19 protein-coding genes are annotated in these 18,779 nt (G+C 43.6%); 9 read left to right on the top strand and 10 right to left on the bottom strand.

Translation table 11 applies throughout. The annotated features are described in order from the left end of the window. The 3 genes from OO184_RS19600 to OO184_RS19590 all read left to right on the top strand — a co-directional run. The coding region (locus OO184_RS19600; RefSeq protein ID WP_265380626.1) for a hypothetical protein at positions 1-675 on the top strand (675 nt) is incomplete at its 5' end. Beyond that, on the top strand, positions 672-1,112 hold the full coding sequence (locus tag OO184_RS19595) for a hypothetical protein (RefSeq protein ID WP_265380625.1): 441 nt from the start codon (positions 672-674) through the stop codon (positions 1,110-1,112). The genes OO184_RS19600 and OO184_RS19595, both read left to right, overlap by 4 nt. Before the next feature lie 66 nt (positions 1,113-1,178). Then, entirely contained in the window at positions 1,179-1,439 is a 261-nt protein-coding gene (locus OO184_RS19590; RefSeq protein ID WP_265380624.1) for a hypothetical protein, read from the top strand. A gap of 25 nt (positions 1,440-1,464) precedes the next feature. Here OO184_RS19590 and OO184_RS19585 read toward each other — a convergent pair whose 3' ends face one another. From OO184_RS19585 to OO184_RS19560, 6 genes are all read right to left on the bottom strand, one after another. After that, positions 1,465-1,938: a DUF4231 domain-containing protein gene (locus OO184_RS19585; RefSeq protein WP_265380623.1), complete on the bottom strand. Its 474-nt coding sequence runs from the start codon at positions 1,936-1,938 to the stop codon at positions 1,465-1,467. A gap of 155 nt (positions 1,939-2,093) precedes the next feature. Then, the gene (locus OO184_RS19580; protein ID WP_265380622.1) at positions 2,094-2,654 is read right to left on the bottom strand and encodes a 3'-5' exonuclease; all 561 of its coding nucleotides are present in this window, start codon (positions 2,652-2,654) and stop codon (positions 2,094-2,096) included. Positions 2,655-2,681: 27 nt separating this feature from the next. Beyond that, positions 2,682-3,578: an AAA family ATPase gene (locus OO184_RS19575; protein WP_265380621.1), complete on the bottom strand. Its 897-nt coding sequence runs from the start codon at positions 3,576-3,578 to the stop codon at positions 2,682-2,684. Next, entirely contained in the window at positions 3,575-4,063 is a 489-nt protein-coding gene (locus OO184_RS19570) for an HORMA-1 domain-containing protein (RefSeq protein ID WP_265380620.1), read from the bottom strand. Before OO184_RS19570 ends, OO184_RS19575 begins: the two co-directional genes overlap by 4 nt. 2 nt (positions 4,064-4,065) lie before the next feature. Further along, on the bottom strand, positions 4,066-5,016 hold the full coding sequence (locus OO184_RS19565; RefSeq protein ID WP_265380619.1) for a CBASS oligonucleotide cyclase: 951 nt from the start codon (positions 5,014-5,016) through the stop codon (positions 4,066-4,068). Between the two features lie 46 nt (positions 5,017-5,062). Then, complete coding sequence (locus OO184_RS19560; protein ID WP_265380618.1) at positions 5,063-6,664, bottom strand: phosphorylase family protein; 1,602 nt, start codon at positions 6,662-6,664, stop codon at positions 5,063-5,065. Positions 6,665-7,534: 870 nt separating this feature from the next. On the opposite strand from OO184_RS19560, the gene OO184_RS19555 reads away from it, so the two are divergent. Next, positions 7,535-8,926 (top strand): amidohydrolase family protein, encoded by a 1,392-nt coding sequence (locus OO184_RS19555; protein WP_265380617.1) that lies wholly within the window; start codon positions 7,535-7,537, stop codon positions 8,924-8,926. Between the two features lie 108 nt (positions 8,927-9,034). Here OO184_RS19555 and mobB read toward each other — a convergent pair whose 3' ends face one another. Beyond that, positions 9,035-9,553: a molybdopterin-guanine dinucleotide biosynthesis protein MobB gene (gene mobB, locus OO184_RS19550; protein ID WP_265380616.1), complete on the bottom strand. Its 519-nt coding sequence runs from the start codon at positions 9,551-9,553 to the stop codon at positions 9,035-9,037. Next, positions 9,550-10,140, bottom strand: coding sequence for a molybdenum cofactor guanylyltransferase MobA (gene mobA, locus OO184_RS19545; RefSeq protein WP_265380615.1), 591 nt, complete (start codon positions 10,138-10,140; stop codon positions 9,550-9,552). Before mobA ends, mobB begins: the two co-directional genes overlap by 4 nt. Positions 10,141-10,477: 337 nt before the next feature. Between mobA and OO184_RS19540 the strand changes: the two genes are divergently transcribed. The 3 genes from OO184_RS19540 (at position 10,478) to polA (ending at position 15,293) form a co-directional block, all read left to right on the top strand. After that, positions 10,478-11,470: a serine/threonine protein kinase gene (locus OO184_RS19540; protein ID WP_265380614.1), complete on the top strand. Its 993-nt coding sequence runs from the start codon at positions 10,478-10,480 to the stop codon at positions 11,468-11,470. Between the two features lie 20 nt (positions 11,471-11,490). Further along, the gene (gene dsbA, locus OO184_RS19535; protein WP_265380613.1) at positions 11,491-12,114 is read left to right on the top strand and encodes a thiol:disulfide interchange protein DsbA; all 624 of its coding nucleotides are present in this window, start codon (positions 11,491-11,493) and stop codon (positions 12,112-12,114) included. A gap of 389 nt (positions 12,115-12,503) precedes the next feature. Next, complete coding sequence (gene polA / locus OO184_RS19530; RefSeq protein WP_265380612.1) at positions 12,504-15,293, top strand: DNA polymerase I; 2,790 nt, start codon at positions 12,504-12,506, stop codon at positions 15,291-15,293. A gap of 160 nt (positions 15,294-15,453) precedes the next feature. On the opposite strand, the gene OO184_RS19525 is transcribed toward polA, so the two are convergent. Continuing rightward, complete coding sequence (locus tag OO184_RS19525; protein ID WP_265380611.1) at positions 15,454-16,746, bottom strand: RCC1 domain-containing protein; 1,293 nt, start codon at positions 16,744-16,746, stop codon at positions 15,454-15,456. 342 nt (positions 16,747-17,088) lie between these two features. Here OO184_RS19525 and spfP point away from each other — a divergent pair, with 342 nt between their 5' ends. Then, positions 17,089-17,136: a small protein SpfP gene (gene spfP / locus OO184_RS25495; protein WP_438361642.1), complete on the top strand. Its 48-nt coding sequence runs from the start codon at positions 17,089-17,091 to the stop codon at positions 17,134-17,136. An 86-nt stretch (positions 17,137-17,222) separates the two neighbouring features. Here the strand turns inward: spfP and yihA are convergent, their stop codons facing one another. After that, positions 17,223-17,855, bottom strand: a complete 633-nt coding sequence (yihA, locus tag OO184_RS19520; RefSeq protein ID WP_265380610.1) for a ribosome biogenesis GTP-binding protein YihA/YsxC — start codon at positions 17,853-17,855, stop codon at positions 17,223-17,225. A 307-nt stretch (positions 17,856-18,162) separates the two neighbouring features. Here yihA and ppiA point away from each other — a divergent pair, with 307 nt between their 5' ends. Further along, complete coding sequence (gene ppiA / locus OO184_RS19515) at positions 18,163-18,732, top strand: peptidylprolyl isomerase A (RefSeq protein WP_265380609.1); 570 nt, start codon at positions 18,163-18,165, stop codon at positions 18,730-18,732. Positions 18,733-18,779 lie beyond the last annotated feature (47 nt).

The following is an 18,779-nucleotide window of genomic DNA, read 5'->3' as shown; positions in this document are numbered from 1 at the left end:
TTAGGTGAACCCTGGCCTTTCCTCACCCATCAATTCCGACGCACTTTTGCCTGTTTTGCTGTCCGCAACGGGCTGGGCCACCCCATATCCATTAAGCAGCAATTCAAACATATTAATGTTCGCATGAGTGAATGGTATGGCAATGGCGCAATCGAATCTCGCCTACAGGATATAAAGGTAGACAGTGAGCTGATTAACTTGCTCAAAGAAGTAAAACTTGAGCAAACGACGGCTCACTTTGATAAATGGTTCAATGGTAATGAAAAGCTAACGGGGAGCTTTGGTAAGGCTATTCTCGTCATGTGCGACGACAAACCCGTCATCTATAGCAACTGGGATAGCTTATATCGATTGGTTAAAGAAAAACGATTAACTCTTCATGGAACTCTCCATAGCTATTGTAAAAATGGCTATGAATGTGACATGGATGGGGTAATAAATGCCGCATTCTGCGTTGATTGCCGTGGTGGTGGGAGTGTAGTGGATGATAAAAAAGCATCGTGGTGGCAAAAAAAACATCAAGCATTGAGCAACTATCTGAAGCAGCAATCCGATGTCAGCCACGCAGAGTATGCCCATTGTATTACGCAGATTCGAGCGGCAGAGAAAGTGCTGAACGACTTTGGACTGAAATTTGAAAAATATCAGCACCCATTGCAGGTTATCGATTTATGAAAAAGTCAGAAAATACACTTCTCAAGCTTGAAGCAGCTTTGCAGAGGATCATCGAACGAAAAACCAAACGAGTACCCGATCACCGTAAATTATCGGTTCGAGCTGTAGAGGAAGAAGCCGGATTAGGAAATGGAAGTTGTTATTACTATCCAGATTTCAAGCTAAGAGTTCAATCAGAGGTGCAAAAACTAAAGAGCTCTGCGCCTGATACAGCAGTTCAGTCCGACGTCGATATTTTGAGAGAAAAGCGCAACCAAGAAAGGAAGGTAAAAATTCAGTATCGTGAAAAAGTTGCTGTATTGAACCAAAGATTAACTTTAATGGCGGCAGAACATCATCAACTAAGTCATGCTCTAAGGAGTGCGCTTTCACGTATTGAAGATCTTGAACTTCAGATAGTTGAGCTCAAACAGAGCCAGATTGTGAGAATCAAGTGATTGTATACCTAAGCTAGTTTTCCCTGGCTCTGTATGTTTTCCTGCTTAACCTCAAAGGCGGAGAAGATGGGTAGAAAACTTGAAGACATCATTACAGAGCAACCTCAAGAGGTTGTTCACGCCGCCGAAGAAATAGCATCAAAGCAGTTGATTCATCTTCGTCTGATCGAGCTACTAAAACACATCGGGGCTGATGCAAGTTACCAAATTGATAGCTCGACGATCGATAGTTTACAGCTGTTGAAGCTGCTTATCGAATCAGGTGGAGGAAAAATCCGCCTTCATATTGACCTACCAGACGGCTCAAACCACGGTTTCAAGCTGTGAATAGAATTGCCGAGCTAAAAATAGCTTATTCTTTACCAGTAAGAGCCGTTTTATTAAGACTTGATGCATCTGGTACATTCTTTGCCCAAGTATTGTGAGCTTCAGATGCAAAGTTGGTAACTTCAGAAATAAGCAGTTTATCTGCTTCCTTTATTGAATCCGACATGCCAGAAAATTTTCCCACTCTAAATTGATAGTGAGCTAAAGTCGTCTCAATTTTGCGTTGTGCAGTTCGATATACAGACCAAAGTGCGTGTGGTTTTCTTAATTGAAGCCATGCGGTCGAAAAAGCTGCTAACGCAGACAATAAAGATGGAATAACCTTTGACAGCCAGATACCTTCACCAAGGCTGACAAATAAAGGGCATAATAGAGAGCACACCATTGCACTTTTGAAACACCAAATACTTTCAAACTTGTTATGATTTGCCTTTTCTTTGTAATGGTTTACCTGTTCTATAGCATATCTTTCTGCTAGAGATTTTCCCTCTTCAGACATTTCGCCTTCCTTCATTCGCATTTATACCGTCTTAGAAAGAGCATTTCCAACACGTTAGATAACAATCTAATAAGCATTCATCATTACCTGTGTAGCATCATCTATGGACAAAATTCCTTAGAAAACTCATCTCATCAGAAAAACCATATATAAACTTAGTTCTTATGCGTGTTCTGGCTCAATCTGTAAATTAACCGGAATAGTTCCGCTTGATATCTCGCATCGTCAAGAGCATCGTGGTTCCCTTTCTGATTGGGGTTTACAATCTTATCAATACAACTGGATTTGGTATCATGCCATGTACAACCCGTAACTCCCATGAAGAGAGCTTTGATGTCTAATGCTGAAAATCCAAATGGATTGTACCCAAGGTATTTCCAGAAGTAGTAATTGACAAACCCCCAGTCAAACGGGGCATTCAATCCCACAAATACAGGGGGGCAATCTTCGGGTATGTTATCTGCTATCCAATCAGCAAACTGCGTCATGGCTTCAGTTGGAGTTAGTCCGTCTTTTTCTGCCTTCTCTAACGTCAAACCTGTAACAGCTAGAGCTTCTTCAATTGATTTCTCGCTAATAGGTTTTAGCATCGTCGAAAAGCAGACCTCTGGTTGATACACCAAACAAGCTCCCACCGTGAGCATGCTATGTTCACTTACTATGGGGCCTGTTGTCTCGACATCAACAGAAATAAAAATTTCACGTTTCTTATTCATTTGATTGCTCCAGTATTTATTGTGGGATCATCCAATCATCACCGGCGATGGTTCTAATTCCGCAGCGGCTTGATAAAAATGCTCCACAGTTAGTGGAGAATCTGGGAAGGCTAAAGATACTGCAGCTGGATATAAGCGCGTACGAATATCAGAGTATGTCCAAGCTGGCTTAGTCCCGGTAGCTGCTGTTGCTTTAACCAATTTATTGATTTCGACTGTGGAGAAACCCATGTCGCCCAAGTCTCTTGAAAAAAGCTCACTTCTCTCGTCATCGGAAGGGCGCGTGAACTCTTCAACTATTGATGCGCGACGAATTACTGCGGCATCAAGAGCAGCTAAGCGGTTTGTACAGAGAATAGCAAAAATACGCCCTCCATGTTTGCGCATACTATCTATGGATTGAATAAGAGTGTTTACACCTACTTTGTCTTCGTGATGACTATGGTCCTGACTTCGAGATGCTCCCAGAGAGTCCCCCTCATCAATGATTAGAAAAGCGCGTCCCTTACCCGGTCCGATAGATCTAGTTATGTCTTCGAAAGCTTGGGTAATCAAGGTTCCCATTTCTCCGACTTTACCAGTTCCTCTAACTTTATTGCTCAATTTGAAGAGAATGGCATCTTCAATTTTTGCATCACGCGCCAAGCGATTCGCAATTGCTTCAGCGTTAGCAGTTTTTCCTGTTCCAACATCTCCATGAAAAATCGCTAGGGGATACTGATCACTCAGGAGCCCAATTACCATGATTTTCTTTTTGTGATGCATCAGGCTCCAACGTTCCAATTCATTCGCCTGTAAAATAAGCTGAAGGCGCTTTTTAACACGCTGATAGCGTTCCTCGAATCCCAAAAGTTTTTTCTCTTGAGCATCAAACTGGGCAACTGGAAGATTAGTTTTTATTTCGAATACGGATGGATTACTCACGAAAAATCCTCTCTGTTTGTGCCAAAGCCATTGCTGCTATAACCACGACCTGTTGAAGAGGTCAGTGCAGTATGACTAATATCTGTCGTTGCGGGTACCCAAGAAATCCTCAAAGGAAGTTCTTTTCTTTTTTCCGATGATGACGTGTCTTTGTAACGCAAATGGAAGCGGATCCATCCCCCATTGTCTTTTGATATAAGCGGCCACAACACTCCCCCGGGCCTTTCAGTTCCAGTTGCATTTTCTGACTGGAACTCATACCGAACGGCTCTTACTTCGGTGGCACCATTCATTAGAGTCACATCTACAAACTTCAGATGATCCTTTTTAGCTAGCAATTCAATGTCATGGGCATAATTTGCAGCATCATCCTCCGTCATGGCTTTTGTAGCTCCAGCTATCATCATTAAATCTGCCTTGACGCTACGCATAACCTTCTCAACATCTGCAACCGTATAGGTGCTAGTACTTGAATACGTACTCATCCTTATTCTTCCTTGGTCTTAAAGCGGCCACCGAAAATCTCTTTCCATACGTCAAGATCATTTTCAACAGACGCATAGGTGGCATTCTCCCAAGCAGCTTCAGCAGCTTTCGCGATCAATTCCTGTTCTTCTTTAGAAATACGAGATGCCACATTATTTTCTGGGCTCACAGGGTCAATTATCACAACCGGATCACTGAAACTTGTCTGAGGCTTGCCTGCATTTTCGGGGAAATCAATACGTTCACTTAACTTGGTGCGAGCGATATAAACCAAGAACTCCCTGAAGCGCTTCTCTATACTTTCTGCTGGACCATCGGTGTCAACAAGGTAAGCCAGTATGAGTTCTATATGAAAGGACTTCAGTCCTGGAATATCATGAAAGTGCTTCCAGCGCTTCGCCAAGCGTACCAACGTCCGGAAGTGTTTATCTTTATCTTTTCGTGCCTGTATAAACTTGATGTGACAAGGCGCACAAGTAAGGTTTCTCTCTCCGCTCTGAATGTCAAATTGCCACCCATGATCAGGGGCTGAGTTGTGTTGTAAAACAGGGACTACATCTACTTCAAGACCGCTTTTAACAAATGTGACCTTCGCTGCGCGACGCTGAATTTCGAAATCTTCAACTTCTTTTGTTGGGTAGATATCTATCAGAAAATCGTAAATTTTATTGCACAGTTCCTCATAGGACTTACTGTTCTCATCTACGCCAGCAATGTAAAAAACAACATCAACATCTGTTGGGTAACCGTCTATTTTGCGTAGAATCGTAAATTTGGCGAATGAGCCAGCTTTCACCACCTTTGTGACTTTTAGCTTTGCTTTGTCAGTAATACACTTTTTCAGTTCACGTACAAGGTTGTCGACCTGCGCGTGATATTCCGAACGTTTCTCCTTGCTAAGGCGCAACACATTGTGATCGAAATATTCAAGCTCTGTATTTGATAGAGGCATTGTTTCTCCATGTTTGAACACATCAAAAAACGAACGATTTAAAAAGTTAATCTTGCAGTGACATACCATAAGCTATGTAGTCGGCAGTTACCGCTGCGGCGGCTTTGGCAGCCAAAAGGTGAAACCTGTTGTCTTTCTTCGAATCGCCGAAATCGCTAATGCCACGGACCATTAGTACAGGCTTACCGAAATTTTCACATGCAGCAAAAAGACCCGCGCCTTCCATTTCAGCAATCTCAATTTTGCCGTGAAGCTCACGCATACCAAGAAACTTCTCTGGGTCGCGAAGGAGTTTTTCTCCACTAGCAACGGTAGCAGTCTTTGGCATCACTCCCTGAGCAACTGGGCCAGCTTCGACTTGGTCGGGGAATTCAATGCCCAGCGTCTTGTAACTGTCCGTGAGGCGAGATTCGAGAGTTGCTCGGTTAGAAAGATAGGCACTGACATCTTGACGAACCCGCATGTTTAATCTGGTTATTTCTGGTCGCGCTTCGACCTTACCTCCCTCAATAAAAGCTGCACCTTCATAGGCAACCACTCGTTCTGAGAGAACGACCTCACCCAGGGAACATTTGCCTTGAAGACCAGCCGCTATACCCATCATTATCACGTTAGCAGGTTCCAGTTCACCCAAGAGCATAGAAGTAACAGAAGCCGCATCTACATTACCAGCACCCGCAAAGCATGCCACCACACAGCTGGCCGTCTTACCGCCACGTTTGGAGACAGGTGCCCTCCATACATGCAAACCGTTCTTCGTTGTAACGTGCTCGGCATCTTCCGAGATTCCGAATGCTTGCTTAGCAGCAGCCAACTCCACGTCTAAAGCGGTAAGCACAAGTACATCTGGGGGTAAAGCCTCGATCCTGGCCTTTTCTTCCTCATAAAGGATTTTGACGATGCGTTTACTGATTTCTTGCAACGAAAGCACGGGCTCTTGCAAAGACAGAGCAGGTAATACGTTAACGACTTTATTACCGCTATTCGGCATATAAGTAAGTGGATTGGATTGAAAACGCTTCAGCACACCGAGTGCACCAGCTCCGTCTTCACTATTTGCACCTAACTGCATATCAAGTGGAAGTACGGGTAATGACCTTTTGACCATTTTGTGAGCGCGGTCCAAAACCCCCTTCCCACCACCCAAGGCCACCATTGCAGTAGCGTGCTCAATTTGCTCATCGCCAACATTGCCACCAGTCAGCACTTCCTCTTCAAGAGGTACGAGCTCGGCGACACCACGCGCAATCATCCCGTTTAAAAGCTTACGTTGCTCAGGATTAGCCTTAGACTGGAGACGCTCATGTGAAGCTACAATCTTTAAGCGAACCTGAGAACTCTCGCCAGGGAGCATCTTGTCAATAGCTTTAGCCACCGTCCAATCAAACAGCAGTGGTTTGTTATCTGCATTGACAGGTTCAGCTGCCACATAAATCACAAAACCACCGCCAGCATTTAGCACTTCGCCAACAAACACCTGAACAAATGTATGAGCTCGGTCAATAAGCTCGTTTTCAGTAGTGTTTGACACGCTACCAGCAAGGAGGATGTGGCGCGATGCCAGCATCAAATCGTTTTCCATGATTATCTCTCTTGGATATTTTGTGCTCGCATCATTTACGTCAACTTGAGCTCCAAACGCCATCATCTCAACATCTAAAACTGTTCAATAAACCAGCACGTCATTTGCTGGTATATGGGAACGCTAGCGCAATATTTCAAGGAGGATGAGGATAATGGTATTTTTTGACAAGTGATTGAATAGCCTGAGATGTAGTACTCAGTTAGTACAGTATTCAATTATATTCCGAGCATTAAAAAATCTGGAAAAGTAATAGGTTTAAAAGACAAAATTTTGGAAAAAATAGCAAAAACACAAGATTTTCTGGAAAACATAAAATGCCTAACAACAACAGGCTTTACAGAAATTTTCCAGACTCTAGGTGTAGGAGTAAGCCAGAACGATGAGGTGATGTTGTTGAACCCTATCAATATTTTCTAAAGGCCGATTTCATTCGGCCTTTCTCTTATCAATCTCTCTCCATCGGAGGTAGGTGTAAGGATTTGTGCACAAACGCATAAAACGCACGGAAGCGCATATTGCTTGCTGATAGTTCAGATGAGTAAGCAAACTTACCAACGTAATAGATGTTTAAAGATTTGCTTGGGGTTTACCTTGATGGATATTGGAAAGGCTCTATACCCGTTATCTTTCAAGTTGCCTCTTTGTCGGCTGTACTCGCTCACCCCAGTTACATAGTTCGCTATGCTCCCGGGGATTCACTCCCTTTCTGTCGCGATGCATCTCGAAATCCATAGGGTATATCAACCCTTTAGTAAAAATTGATAAGAGATCACAATATGTTTGCTTTCTACACAATGATTCTGTGGGAGTAGGCTATGATAATACGGTGATATTGTTGAAAATCTGCTTATATGTAGTTTTAAATTCTGGAAAATATCCTCCAGAGAGTCAGATTTATTGAGCTTTTTTGAGGATTCAAATAAGGACTCAAATGTGGAAAAAACTCAACAAAAGAGCCGAAGAGCTTTTCTTAGCCAAACGGGTAAATTCACCACCGCCTGTGCGGCGGTTTCCTTGACCGGAGGAATCGTACAAGCTGTACCATCAACCACCGCCGCTAATACATCATTGATGCGGACTACCCTTACTGATAGCCACTACTATCTGAGAGATGTGCTATTGGAGGATGAGTTTGAATATAATGGCGATACCGTGATTGGCACTCGTACCGCATTATATACATTAGAAATCAAGGATGGTTGGATCGCTTCGATCCATGCTGCTGGTGTGCTGCTTAATACGCATTTGCCATGTTATCAAGCGCAAGGACAATTGTTGTTGCCTGCTTTCCGAGATATGCACATCCATCTGGATAAGACTTTCTACGGTGGTCCGTGGCAGGCGCCGTTACCCCGCCAGGGTAAAACTATTATGGATATGATCGCTCAGGAACAAATTCTGATCCCCAAGCTACTACCTACCTTGCAGCAGCGAGCGGAGGGGTTGATCGCTCTATTGCAATCCAAGGGCAGTACGGTAGCCCGTAGCCATTGTAATATTGATCCGGTTAGTGGTTTGAAGAGCCTGGAGCATTTGAGGCGTGCGTTAGAGAATCACCGTGATGATTTCAGTTGTGAAATCGTTGCTTTTCCTCAGCATGGTTTGCTGCACTCCAAAGTGGAGGGACTGATGCGTGAGGCGATGCAAATGGGGGTGCAATACGTTGGTGGGTTGGACCCTACTAGTGTGGATGCTGCGATGGAGAAATCACTGGATACCATGTTCCAGATTGCACTCGATAATAACGCCGGTGTAGATATTCATTTGCATGAGGTAAGCTCTGCGGGTGTTGCTGCTATCAACTACATGATTGATATGGTGGAGAAAACATCCTCCTTGCGTGGAAAAGTGACTATCAGCCACGCTTTTGCTCTGACTATGTTGGATGAGGGGAAACTAACAGAAACTGCTTCCCGTTTGGCGGAGCAGCAAATCACAATTGCTTCCACAGTGCCGATTGGTAGCTTGATGATGCCGTTGCCGCAACTCAGGGCTAAAGGGGTATTTATTATGACTGGTACTGATAGTGTGATTGATCACTGGTCGCCGTTTGGCACGGGTGATATGTTGGAAAAGGCAAATTTGTACGCGCAATTGTACCGTGGCTCAGATGAATTTCATCTTTCCCGTGCTATGGCTATTGCTACTGGCGGTGTGTTGCCGCTTAATGACCAGGGGCAGCGTATTTGGCCGCGGGTGGGTGATAAAGCTGAATTTGTCTTGGTGGCTGCTAGTTGTTCTGCTGAGGCCGTGGCGCGTTTGCCTGCTCGTCAGGCAACATTCCACCAGGGGCGTTTGGTGGCTGGTGCTGTAATCAGGTCTTGATCCAAAAAAAGTACAATCGGCTGATTATTTTCCTTCATCAATAGTTGTTTTTGCTCTTCTGCCTGTGTTTCGGGAGTCTTGACATTACTGGGCGCAGGCGGAAATGACTTAATGTTTCATATTTAGCCATTCGACAATAAAATCAGCCACCTGTTCAGGTTGATTGATATTCAATTGTGGCAAAATAGTCTCCAATTTTTCATCACTGGCAACAGCAATCACATGTTGATCAAGAAGATCGCTTAATCGGCAGTTAAGAATGTTGCGGTATAGAGCGATCTTATTGATTGGTTCATCTTTAAAACCTTCTACTAGAATCAAATCCAGTGAATTTGGATCAAAACGGCTGGCAAGATAATTCAGATCTACTTTCATCGAATCTGGCGTTTCTGTCATTAATGCCCAGCGTTGTTGGTTGGCGACTAGAGTTTGTTCTGCGCCGGCTTTGCGTAGTTCATAACTGTCTTTACCCGGTTTATCCACATCCATATCGTGATGAGTGTGTTTTATCAGACCAACCCGGATTTGCCGTTGACGTAATAGTGGAATGACTTGTTTGAGAAGTGTGGTTTTTCCTGTTCCGCTATAGGCTGTAATGCCCAGTAGCGGAAGCGGTTTTGTACTCATTTTTTGATCTCCTGTGTATTCTCCCAATGTTGGCAATCTTCCGGTGTATTCAGATTAGTGAAGACAATAGGACTATCGTCAAACTGAACGGCTATTGCTCCGATCTTATGCATAAACAGTATTAATTTGCGATCACCGTCAGCCAGATAATTTTCTAATTGAGAAATCAGACTGCGGTGTAGTAAAGCGATAGTCGGATGAGTTTGGTTGCCATTATTTGCATAGGCTGCCGGTGCCTGCTGTTTTCCCTGCCATAAGCGAGTAACCAAATCAGTAGGGAAATTTGGTACATCACAAGGAACAAACACAACCCAGTCGTGACTCGCTGATTTTAGGGATGCTAGCATTCCTGCAAGAGGTCCAGAGAAATCTGGCGTTAAATCTGGAACAATTTGATAACCACTTTGTCGGTAAATATCCAGATTGCGGTTAGCGTTGATAATTAATTCATCTACTTGTGGAGATAGCTTATCCGCAATATGTTGGTACAGTGGTTTTTTATTTAAAAAAATTAACCCCTTATCATTGCCGCCCATACGGGTGGCACGACCTCCAGCAAGGATTGCACCGCTTATTTTTGGTTGCATAATATTCGATTTACCAACTGAGGTGGTTGTTACCGTCAATATACTTCTTTCAGATTGATTATTTAGTCTTAACTAAGCGTTTTGAGAATAAGATCACCAGATAACTTGCTGATAAGAGAGTCATCTTTACGCTTATTGACAGAGCAGTTCTTTCTCTATGCGCTCATCCCTGTTAATTTGTATAGGCTTTATTGATAAGGAATTCGGTATGAAATGTCATTAGTTCGATGAAGTGATCGAATTTTTACACTTGGCATGAAAAGGATCACTAAGTGGATTTTCAAACTGAGCTATTGCGTGCCGTGGCGTTATTACAGATTAATCAAGAGAATAGAATGTGCTAACAAACCAATCTGCTTTTAATTTCCGGGAATTAACACCGGATTTGATTATGGATGCATTGGTGCAGACCGGGCTGTATATCGATTCCGGTCTGACAGAGTTAAACAGTTATGAGAACCGGGTTTATCAGTTTATAGATGAAGATCGTAAACGTTATGTTGTGAAATTTTACCGGCCGCTACGTTGGGATCAGCAACAGATTCAAGAAGAGCATAATTTTGCTTCGGCATTACAACAGGCTGGTTTACCTGTTGCGGCGCCTTTGGTATTTAATGAGCAAACTTTACTGACTTTTAATGATTTCTTTTTTGCCGTTTTTCCAAGTATCGGGGGGCGTCAGTATGAATCCGATAATCTCTTTCAGTTAGAAGATGTAGGGCGTTTGCTAGGAAGAATTCATCAGATTGGTCGCCAGCAAAAATTCACTTCTCGTCCAACTATCGGGTTAAATGAATATCTGCATCAACCACGACAATATTTGGCTACATGTGAGTTGGTTCCTGCGGGACAGAAAAGACAATTTTTGGCGGTATTGGATGATTTGATCGATGTCGTAGCATCAAATTGGCGCGATGATTGGCAAATATTGAGGCTTCATGGTGACTGCCATCCGGGTAATATCTTGTGGCGTGACGAAGCTTGGTTTGTTGACCTTGATGATGCGCGTAACGGTCCGGCAATGCAGGATTTATGGATGTTGCTTCATGGTTCCCGTCAGGAACAGCTATTGCAGTTAGATACACTGTTGGAAGCCTATAGTGAATTTGCAGATTTTGATCCGAAGGAGTTGTCATTAATAGAGCCATTGCGTGCTATGCGGATGATCTATTATTTGGCATGGGTTGCCAGACGTTGGCAGGACCCTGCGTTCCCCAGGGCATTTCCTTGGATGACAGATACCGATTTTTGGTTAAAACAGACGTCACTTTTTTCTGAACAAATTAAGCTGTTGCAGGAATCACCTTTGCAGCTTAACCCGATGTATTAATGTTTATCATGGAGATAGTTATGAAGAAGTTGTGGTTAGCTTTAGTCGGAATGGTGATGGCATTTAGCGCATCTGCCGCCAATTTTACCGAAGGAAAACAGTATGTTGAATTGAAGTCGCCGGTGGCGGATCAACCGCCGGTGCTGGAATTCTTCTCTTTCTATTGTCCCCATTGTTATCAGTTTGAAGAAATTTTTAAAGTTCCTCACACGGTGAAACAGAATTTACCGGAAGGGACAAAACTTGTTCGTTATCATGTGGATTTTTTAGGGCCGCTGGGTAAAGAATTGACTACTGCTTGGGCTGCGGCAATGGCAATGGGTGTTGAAGACAAAGTGACTCCGGTGCTGTTTGAGGGTATTCAGAAAACACTGGCTATTAAGACTCCGAATGATATTCGCAATGCCTTTATCAACGCCGGGGTGACGGCTGAGGATTATGATGCTGCCATGAGTAGTTTTGTGGTGAAATCCTTAGTTGTTAAGCAACAAAAAGCCGCTCAGGATTTGCAACTGCGAGGTGTACCGGCAATGTTTGTTAACGGCAAGTATATGGTGAAAAGTGACGGTATTGATGCCCCTTCTGCTGATAACTATGCGAAATCCTATTCAGACGTTGTTAACTTCCTGTTAAATAAGAAGTAATTTTGATGGTGCTGAAATAGAATGACGTAAGCATGTGCCGGAGTGAGAACCTTTGGCACAATGTGTATCAGAAAGACTTTTTTGTAAGACAAACTTTGGTTATATCCACAACTCTGTGATCTATAAGGCAATATGACAGTTTAATGACTAAGATTATAAGTCATTGATTTTTTACCTGAGGTTAATAAGTTTTTTTTATCAACGGTTAATGCCTAAATAGAACTTGTAATATCTATACACAAAGTTATCCACAGAATTTATGGTAGGATGTGAGTATCTGAATCGGGTTTCAGTAAAGAAAATTCACATAAAATTCGTTTCCTACTTCTTGCTGTGGCATCCTATTTCCTTATCACACCCGTAACAGATACAGATAATGAAGAAGATTTATGGCTCAGATAGCAGACAATCCCCTGATTTTGGTTGATGGCTCCTCATACCTTTATCGTGCTTATCATGCTTTTCCTCCGCTGACGAATAGCGCAGGTGAACCGACCGGAGCTATGTATGGCGTATTGAATATGCTACGCAGCTTGATAATGCAGTACAAACCAAGCCATGTAGCGGTGGTATTTGATGCTAAAGGCAAAACTTTTCGTGATGAATTGTTCGCTGAGTATAAGTCTCATCGTCCTCCTATGCCGGATGATCTGCGTACTCAGATAGAGCCGCTACATCAGATGGTCGAAGCTATGGGGTTACCATTGCTGGTGGTGCCAGGAGTAGAAGCTGATGATGTTATCGGGACTTTGGCGTTACAGGCGGAAAAAGAGGGGCGTGCGGTACTTATCAGCACTGGCGATAAAGATATGGCGCAATTGGTAACGCCAAATATCACTCTGATCAATACCATGAATAACACCATCTTGGGGCCGGAAGAGGTCGTTGAAAAGTATGGTGTGCCGCCAAATCTGATTATCGATTTTCTGGCATTGATGGGAGACTCTTCTGACAACATTCCTGGCGTACCTGGGGTGGGAGAAAAAACCGCACTGGGATTACTGCAAGGGATTGGTGGCATGGATGATATCTTTGCCAATCTGGATAAAATTGCCGGGCTCAGTTTCCGTGGGGCGAAAACGCTGGCGGATAAGATAGTGCAGCATAAAGATGTTGCTTATCTCTCTTATAAATTGGCAACTATTAAAACCGATGTTGAATTGGATAAGACTTGTGTTGCTTTGTCAGTCAAAGAGCTTGATACGGAGAAACTGCATCAGTTGTTTTCTCGTTATGAGTTCAAACGCTGGTTAAGTGATGTGGCAAACGGCGATTGGCTGGCGGAGAAAGGCAAAAAACCAGCATCTACTGGCAATGATGAATCATCTCCGACAGAAGATAAATCTGTTGCGGCCACGCTTTCTTCTGATAATTATCAGACTATTCTTGATCAGAAAAGCTTTGATGAGTGGATTGAGAAGCTGAAAAAAGCGCCAGTTTTTGCTTTTGATACCGAAACTGACAGCCTTGATACTTTGACTGCTAATCTGGTGGGTATGTCATTCGCAATTTCTGCCGGCGATGCGGCTTATCTACCTTTAGGCCATGACTATCTGGGCGCGCCGGAACAACTTGACAGAGAAGTTGTGCTGGCTACATTAAAACCGTTGCTTGAAGATAGTAACCTGCTGAAAATTGGTCAGAATATTAAGTTTGATCGTGGCGTGTTGGCGCGTTACGGTATTGAACTGCAAGGCATTGCCTACGATACCATGCTGGAATCTTACGTACTTAATAGCGTTGCAGGCATGGGTCGGCATGATATGGATAGTTTGGCTGAACGCCATTTGAATCATAAGACTACGACGTTTGAAGAGATTGCTGGTAAAGGTAAAAATCAGCTCACTTTTAATCAAATCCCGGTAGAACAAGCTGCAATGTACGCCGCGGAAGATGCAGATGTCACTTTGTTGCTGCACCAGGTGATGTGGCCGCAATTGGAGAAAGAACCGACACTAGAAAAGGTGTTCCTGAAAACAGAAATGCCACTGGTCATGGTGCTTTCCCGTATGGAACGTACAGGTGTGCTAATTGATGCAAATATTTTGGCTGAGCATTCAAAAGAGATCACTGCCCGTCTGGATGAATTGGAAAAAGAAGCACATGAATTGGCAGGTGAGGTTTTCAATCTGGCTTCGCCAAAACAGTTACAGACGATATTGTTTGAAAAATTGCAATTGCCGGTGGTAAAGAAAACGCCAAATGGTGCGCCATCCACTAATGAAGAGGTATTGGAAGAGCTGGCGGATACTCATGCATTGCCGAAAGTGATCTTAGAGCATCGTGGATTGGCAAAATTGAAATCCACTTACACCGATAAATTACCGCAGATGGTCCACCCGCTGACCAAACGAGTGCATACTTCCTATCACCAAGCGGTAACGGCAACTGGACGTCTCTCTTCACGTGATCCTAATTTGCAAAATATTCCTGTCCGCAATGAAGAGGGCCGCCGTATTCGTCAGGCATTTGTGGCTCCTGAAAGTTACCGGATTATGGCCGCTGACTATTCTCAGATTGAGTTGCGGATAATGGCTCATTTGTCTCAGGATCAAGGGTTGTTGAAGGCATTTGCTGAAGGGCAAGATATTCACCGGGCAACGGCGGCGGAAGTCTTTGGTTTGCCGCTGGAACAGGTAACCAGTGAGCAGCGCCGTAGTGCTAAGGCGATTAACTTTGGTTTGATCTATGGTATGAGTGCATTTGGTCTTTCCCGTCAGTTAGGTATTCCTCGCGGTGAAGCTCAGCGTTATATGGATCTCTATTTTGAGCGCTATCCGGGAGTATTGGCGTATATGGAGCGTACTCGTAAACAAGCGGAAGAGCAGGGTTACGTTGAAACGCTGGATGGTCGTCGCCTTTATCTGCCAGATATCAAATCTCGCAATGCCATGCGCCGTAAGGCAGCAGAACGTGAAGCTATTAACGCGCCAATGCAGGGAACGGCGGCGGATATCATCAAAAAAGCAATGATTGCGGTGGATGACTGGATTGTCAGTGAAGCGCCAAAAGTTTGTATGATTATGCAGGTTCACGATGAGCTGGTATTCGAAGTCCATGAGTCACAACTTGAATATGCGGAACAGAAAATTCGTGAATTGATGGAGAAGAGTATGGTGCTTGATGTTCCACTTAAAGTAGATGTAGGTATTGGTGACAATTGGGATCAGGCGCATTGATATGCCAGCTTAATAAACGATAGGCTGAGCTAATACGTTAAAAACATCAGCAACTGCGTTGGGACATTGGGTCTTCCTGATGCCAACGCAGTATGTTAAGTCTTCCCTCTCTTTGACGATCTAACATGCTAAGTGGTTATGAGCCATGTGCAATGATGTATTAGTCATATTCTCCATGCGCTACAAAATCTCCTCCCCCCCAGCCTACTCTCTTGCCATTTGCTCGCAAGGCCGAAAAACTACGGGGCGTTGACGTCAGGCTGATAACGTCTTTTAAGTTCGCAATTTCGGGTGGAATTTTTCCACCATTGTATATGTCTCCCCAGGCGACTACGCTACGGTCTGCTCGTAGGGCTGCAAAGGCATCACTTGATGCACTTAGGCTGATGACATTCTGTACCTTGGCTGCATCATATTCGATCCGTTCAACACTCTCTATTATTCCCCAAGTAACCACGCTACGATTTGTTCGTAGGGCTGTGAAAGCTGAACTTGTTGTGATGAGGTCAACGATATCGTTTAATGCAGCAATTTCTGAAGGGATTGGTGTGTCTCCCCAGGCGACAATACTACGGTTTGACCGCAGAGCTATAAATGTGCCGCCCGAACCGGTCAAGCTAATAATATCCTGTAGTTGGGCAATGGCAGGAGGAACTGTGCCGCTCCTGCTTGCATTTCCCCAGGCAACCACGTTGCGGTTTGCTCGTATGGCTGCGAATGCTAAGCCTGTTTGACTCAGGCTAACGATATCTTGTAATTGAGCAATTTCTGGTGGAACCTGACCGCCAAAAAGTGAGTATCCCCAAGCAACCACACTGCGGTTTGCCCGTAAGGCCGCGAAGGTAGAGTACCAGTCGCTTTTGCCAAGTATGCTGACGATATCCTGTAGCTGGGTAATTTCAGGTGGGAGCACTCCAGTTAAAATCCCCCAGGCAACTATGCTGCGGTTTGCCCGTAGAGCTAGGAAAGAATTACCTGCTGAAGTTACACTGATGATGTCCTGTAGTTGGGCAATATCGGGTGGCACTTGACCGCCATAACGATCATGTCCCCAAGCAACTACGCTACCATTTACTCGTAGAGCTGAGAAAGCGCTAGCCGTTGAGCTCAGGCTAACGATATCCTTTAGTTGAGCAATGTCAGGGGGAAGTTGTCCGCCGTTAACTGTATCTCCCCAAACGACTACGCTGCGGTCTGCTCGTAAAGCCGCGAATGCGTATTGTGTTGAGCTTAAGCTAACGATATCCCGTAATGCCGCAATGTCGGGTGGGACTTGACCGCCAAGATGTGGCAGTCCCCAGGTAATTACACTGCCATTCTGCAATAACATAGCGGTTGCTCCGATGGTGGATGCGAGGGCTATGTTATTGCTGCAATAGACATTTTCTTCCCATTCTAATAGAGAGTTACTATTGTTACTTGTATCTAATGAAACATTATCATGTTGGTTCATTATTATTCTCCTGGTTAAGGTCGTATCGGATTTATTCTTAGTCCACAAGGCGTTTATACGAAAAACCATGCCCATTGGGAGGGAGTGTAACAGCTATTTTATTTTCACTAAGTAATATTATTAGTTAAATAAATTTTTTGTATTTACTCATACCGATTTGTTGTTCATGTAATGCATATTTAGATCCAGATCGCATAAATATGTAATTAAACTACATTTAACGGCGTCAAAATGAGCAAAATTCCTAGCTGAATCGAGATAATTTATGAAAATAAATTACAAAAAGGCTTTTTCTAATACATAAAATAGGGTAGAGTTATCAGCGTAGGGTACAGAGGTAAGATGTTCTATCTTTCAGACCTTTTACTTCACGTAATCGGATTTAGCTGAATATTAGCTGCCCCAGTCAATTTAATTTTGACTGGGGCATTTTTTTCATCTGAATTTAATACGTGAGAGAATAAAGAAAGGATGGATTAACAATGGCTGTCAATTTGAACGGCTTTCTGGCTGAACCATATATCCAGTTTCTGTTGTAGTTTATCGATACCGATTTTTTTCGGGGTCGAGAAATATTCCACTTGAATATCCCCATTAAGTGTCAGCAGGGCGTCACGAACCTTATTCAGTTGACTTTTACGGGCACCCGATGCCAGTTTGTCGGCTTTAGTCAACAACACCATAACCGGTACCTGCATGGCGACTGCCCATTGGATCATCTGTTGATCAAGATCTTTCAATGGGTGACGGATATCCATCAGCACGACCAGCCCGATCAGGCATTCTCGTTTTTGCAGATATTCACCCAATGCTTTTTGCCATTTGCGTTTCATCTCTTCCGGTACTTCGGCATAGCCATAGCCTGGTAAATCAACCAGGCGAATACCTTCTTCTACCTCGAATAAATTGATGAGTTGAGTTCGACCGGGCGTTTTACTGGTACGGGCGAGGCTTTTCTGTTTCGTCAGAGCATTCAGAGCGCTAGATTTACCTGCATTTGAGCGACCGGCAAACGCGACTTCAATGCCCATATCTTGAGGCAGATGGTGAATATCAGGTGCGCTCGTGATAAAACGGGTCATATGATAGTTGTGGTTTTTGATGGTCAAAATGATTATCTCCCTGAGAAATGCACTGAATATATGGCAAAGGGGATTATACCGATAGCCACTGTTGGTTGACAGGATTAAAAATAATGACATATTTCTGATGGGTTGAACCGAGCTTGCTATTTTGTTATCGATGACGATCCGGTTTGTGAAATAAAATCTAACTTATTATTGAAAGGATGAATTTTTCTTCAAAGCCCCCGTCGATTGATAGCGTAAATGTAGGTAAATATTGAGCACGATGTTGAAGAGATTATTAGAATTGATTTAGTTTGTGTTGTTGACCTTAATAATATAGGAACCCAGAATGTTTAAACGTATTTTAGTAGCACTTGTAACTGCATATTCTCTGAGCGCAATGGCGCCTCTGGCTTTGGCTGCGGGAGATACCCATGTGAAGCTGACAACAACGGAGGGTAATATTGAACTGGAATTAAATAACCAGAAAGCGCCAATTACAACGAAAAACTTTATTGAATACGTCAATGAGGGTTATTACAACAATACAATCTTCCATCGGGTGATCCCTGGATTTATGGTGCAGGGTGGCGGTTTTACCAAAGATTTGCAGCAGAAAGCGACTAAAGCCGCTATTAAAAATGAGGCAGATAATGGGCTGCGTAATTTACGTGGAACTATCTCTATGGCACGTACTGCCGATAAAGACAGCGCTACCAGTCAATTTTTTATTAATGTAGCAGACAATGCTTTCCTTGATCATGGTCAGCGTGACTTTGGTTATGCAGTATTTGGTAAGGTCGTAAAAGGCATGGATGTTGTGGACAAAATTTCTCAAGTCAAAACGGAAAATGTTGGTCCATATCAGAATGTACCGGTTAAATCTGTTGTTATTCTGTCTGCGGAGATTATTCCCTGATTTTTTCCTATTACTTTGGCTGTGGCAGTTTCTGGTCTTCCGGTTAA

This window comes from Photorhabdus aballayi, from assembly GCF_026153155.1.
Classification (GTDB): Bacteria; Pseudomonadota; Gammaproteobacteria; order Enterobacterales; family Enterobacteriaceae; genus Photorhabdus; species Photorhabdus luminescens.
Note: the sequence above shows the minus strand (reverse complement) of the source record. Positions and strands in the feature narration are given on the sequence as shown.

Bases quoted from the DNA above. Each gene is read 5' to 3' on its own strand.
- OO184_RS19595 (WP_265380625.1), top strand. From the start codon at position 672: ATGAAAAAGTCAGAAAATACACTTCTCAAGCTTGAAGCAGCTTTGCAG.
- OO184_RS19590 (WP_265380624.1), top strand. From the start codon at position 1,179: ATGGGTAGAAAACTTGAAGACATCATTACAGAGCAACCTCAAGAGGTT.
- OO184_RS19585 (WP_265380623.1), bottom strand. From the start codon at position 1,938: ATGTCTGAAGAGGGAAAATCTCTAGCAGAAAGATATGCTATAGAACAG.
- OO184_RS19580 (WP_265380622.1), bottom strand. From the start codon at position 2,654: ATGAATAAGAAACGTGAAATTTTTATTTCTGTTGATGTCGAGACAACA.
- OO184_RS19570 (WP_265380620.1), bottom strand. From the start codon at position 4,063: ATGAGTACGTATTCAAGTACTAGCACCTATACGGTTGCAGATGTTGAG.
- OO184_RS19565 (WP_265380619.1), bottom strand. From the start codon at position 5,016: ATGCCTCTATCAAATACAGAGCTTGAATATTTCGATCACAATGTGTTG.
- OO184_RS19560 (WP_265380618.1), bottom strand. From the start codon at position 6,664: ATGATGGCGTTTGGAGCTCAAGTTGACGTAAATGATGCGAGCACAAAA.
- mobB (WP_265380616.1), bottom strand. From the start codon at position 9,553: ATGAGTACAAAACCGCTTCCGCTACTGGGCATTACAGCCTATAGCGGA.
- mobA (WP_265380615.1), bottom strand. From the start codon at position 10,140: ATGCAACCAAAAATAAGCGGTGCAATCCTTGCTGGAGGTCGTGCCACC.
- dsbA (WP_265380613.1), top strand. From the start codon at position 11,491: ATGAAGAAGTTGTGGTTAGCTTTAGTCGGAATGGTGATGGCATTTAGC.
- polA (WP_265380612.1), top strand. From the start codon at position 12,504: ATGGCTCAGATAGCAGACAATCCCCTGATTTTGGTTGATGGCTCCTCA.
- OO184_RS19525 (WP_265380611.1), bottom strand. From the start codon at position 16,746: ATGAACCAACATGATAATGTTTCATTAGATACAAGTAACAATAGTAAC.
- ppiA (WP_265380609.1), top strand. From the start codon at position 18,163: ATGTTTAAACGTATTTTAGTAGCACTTGTAACTGCATATTCTCTGAGC.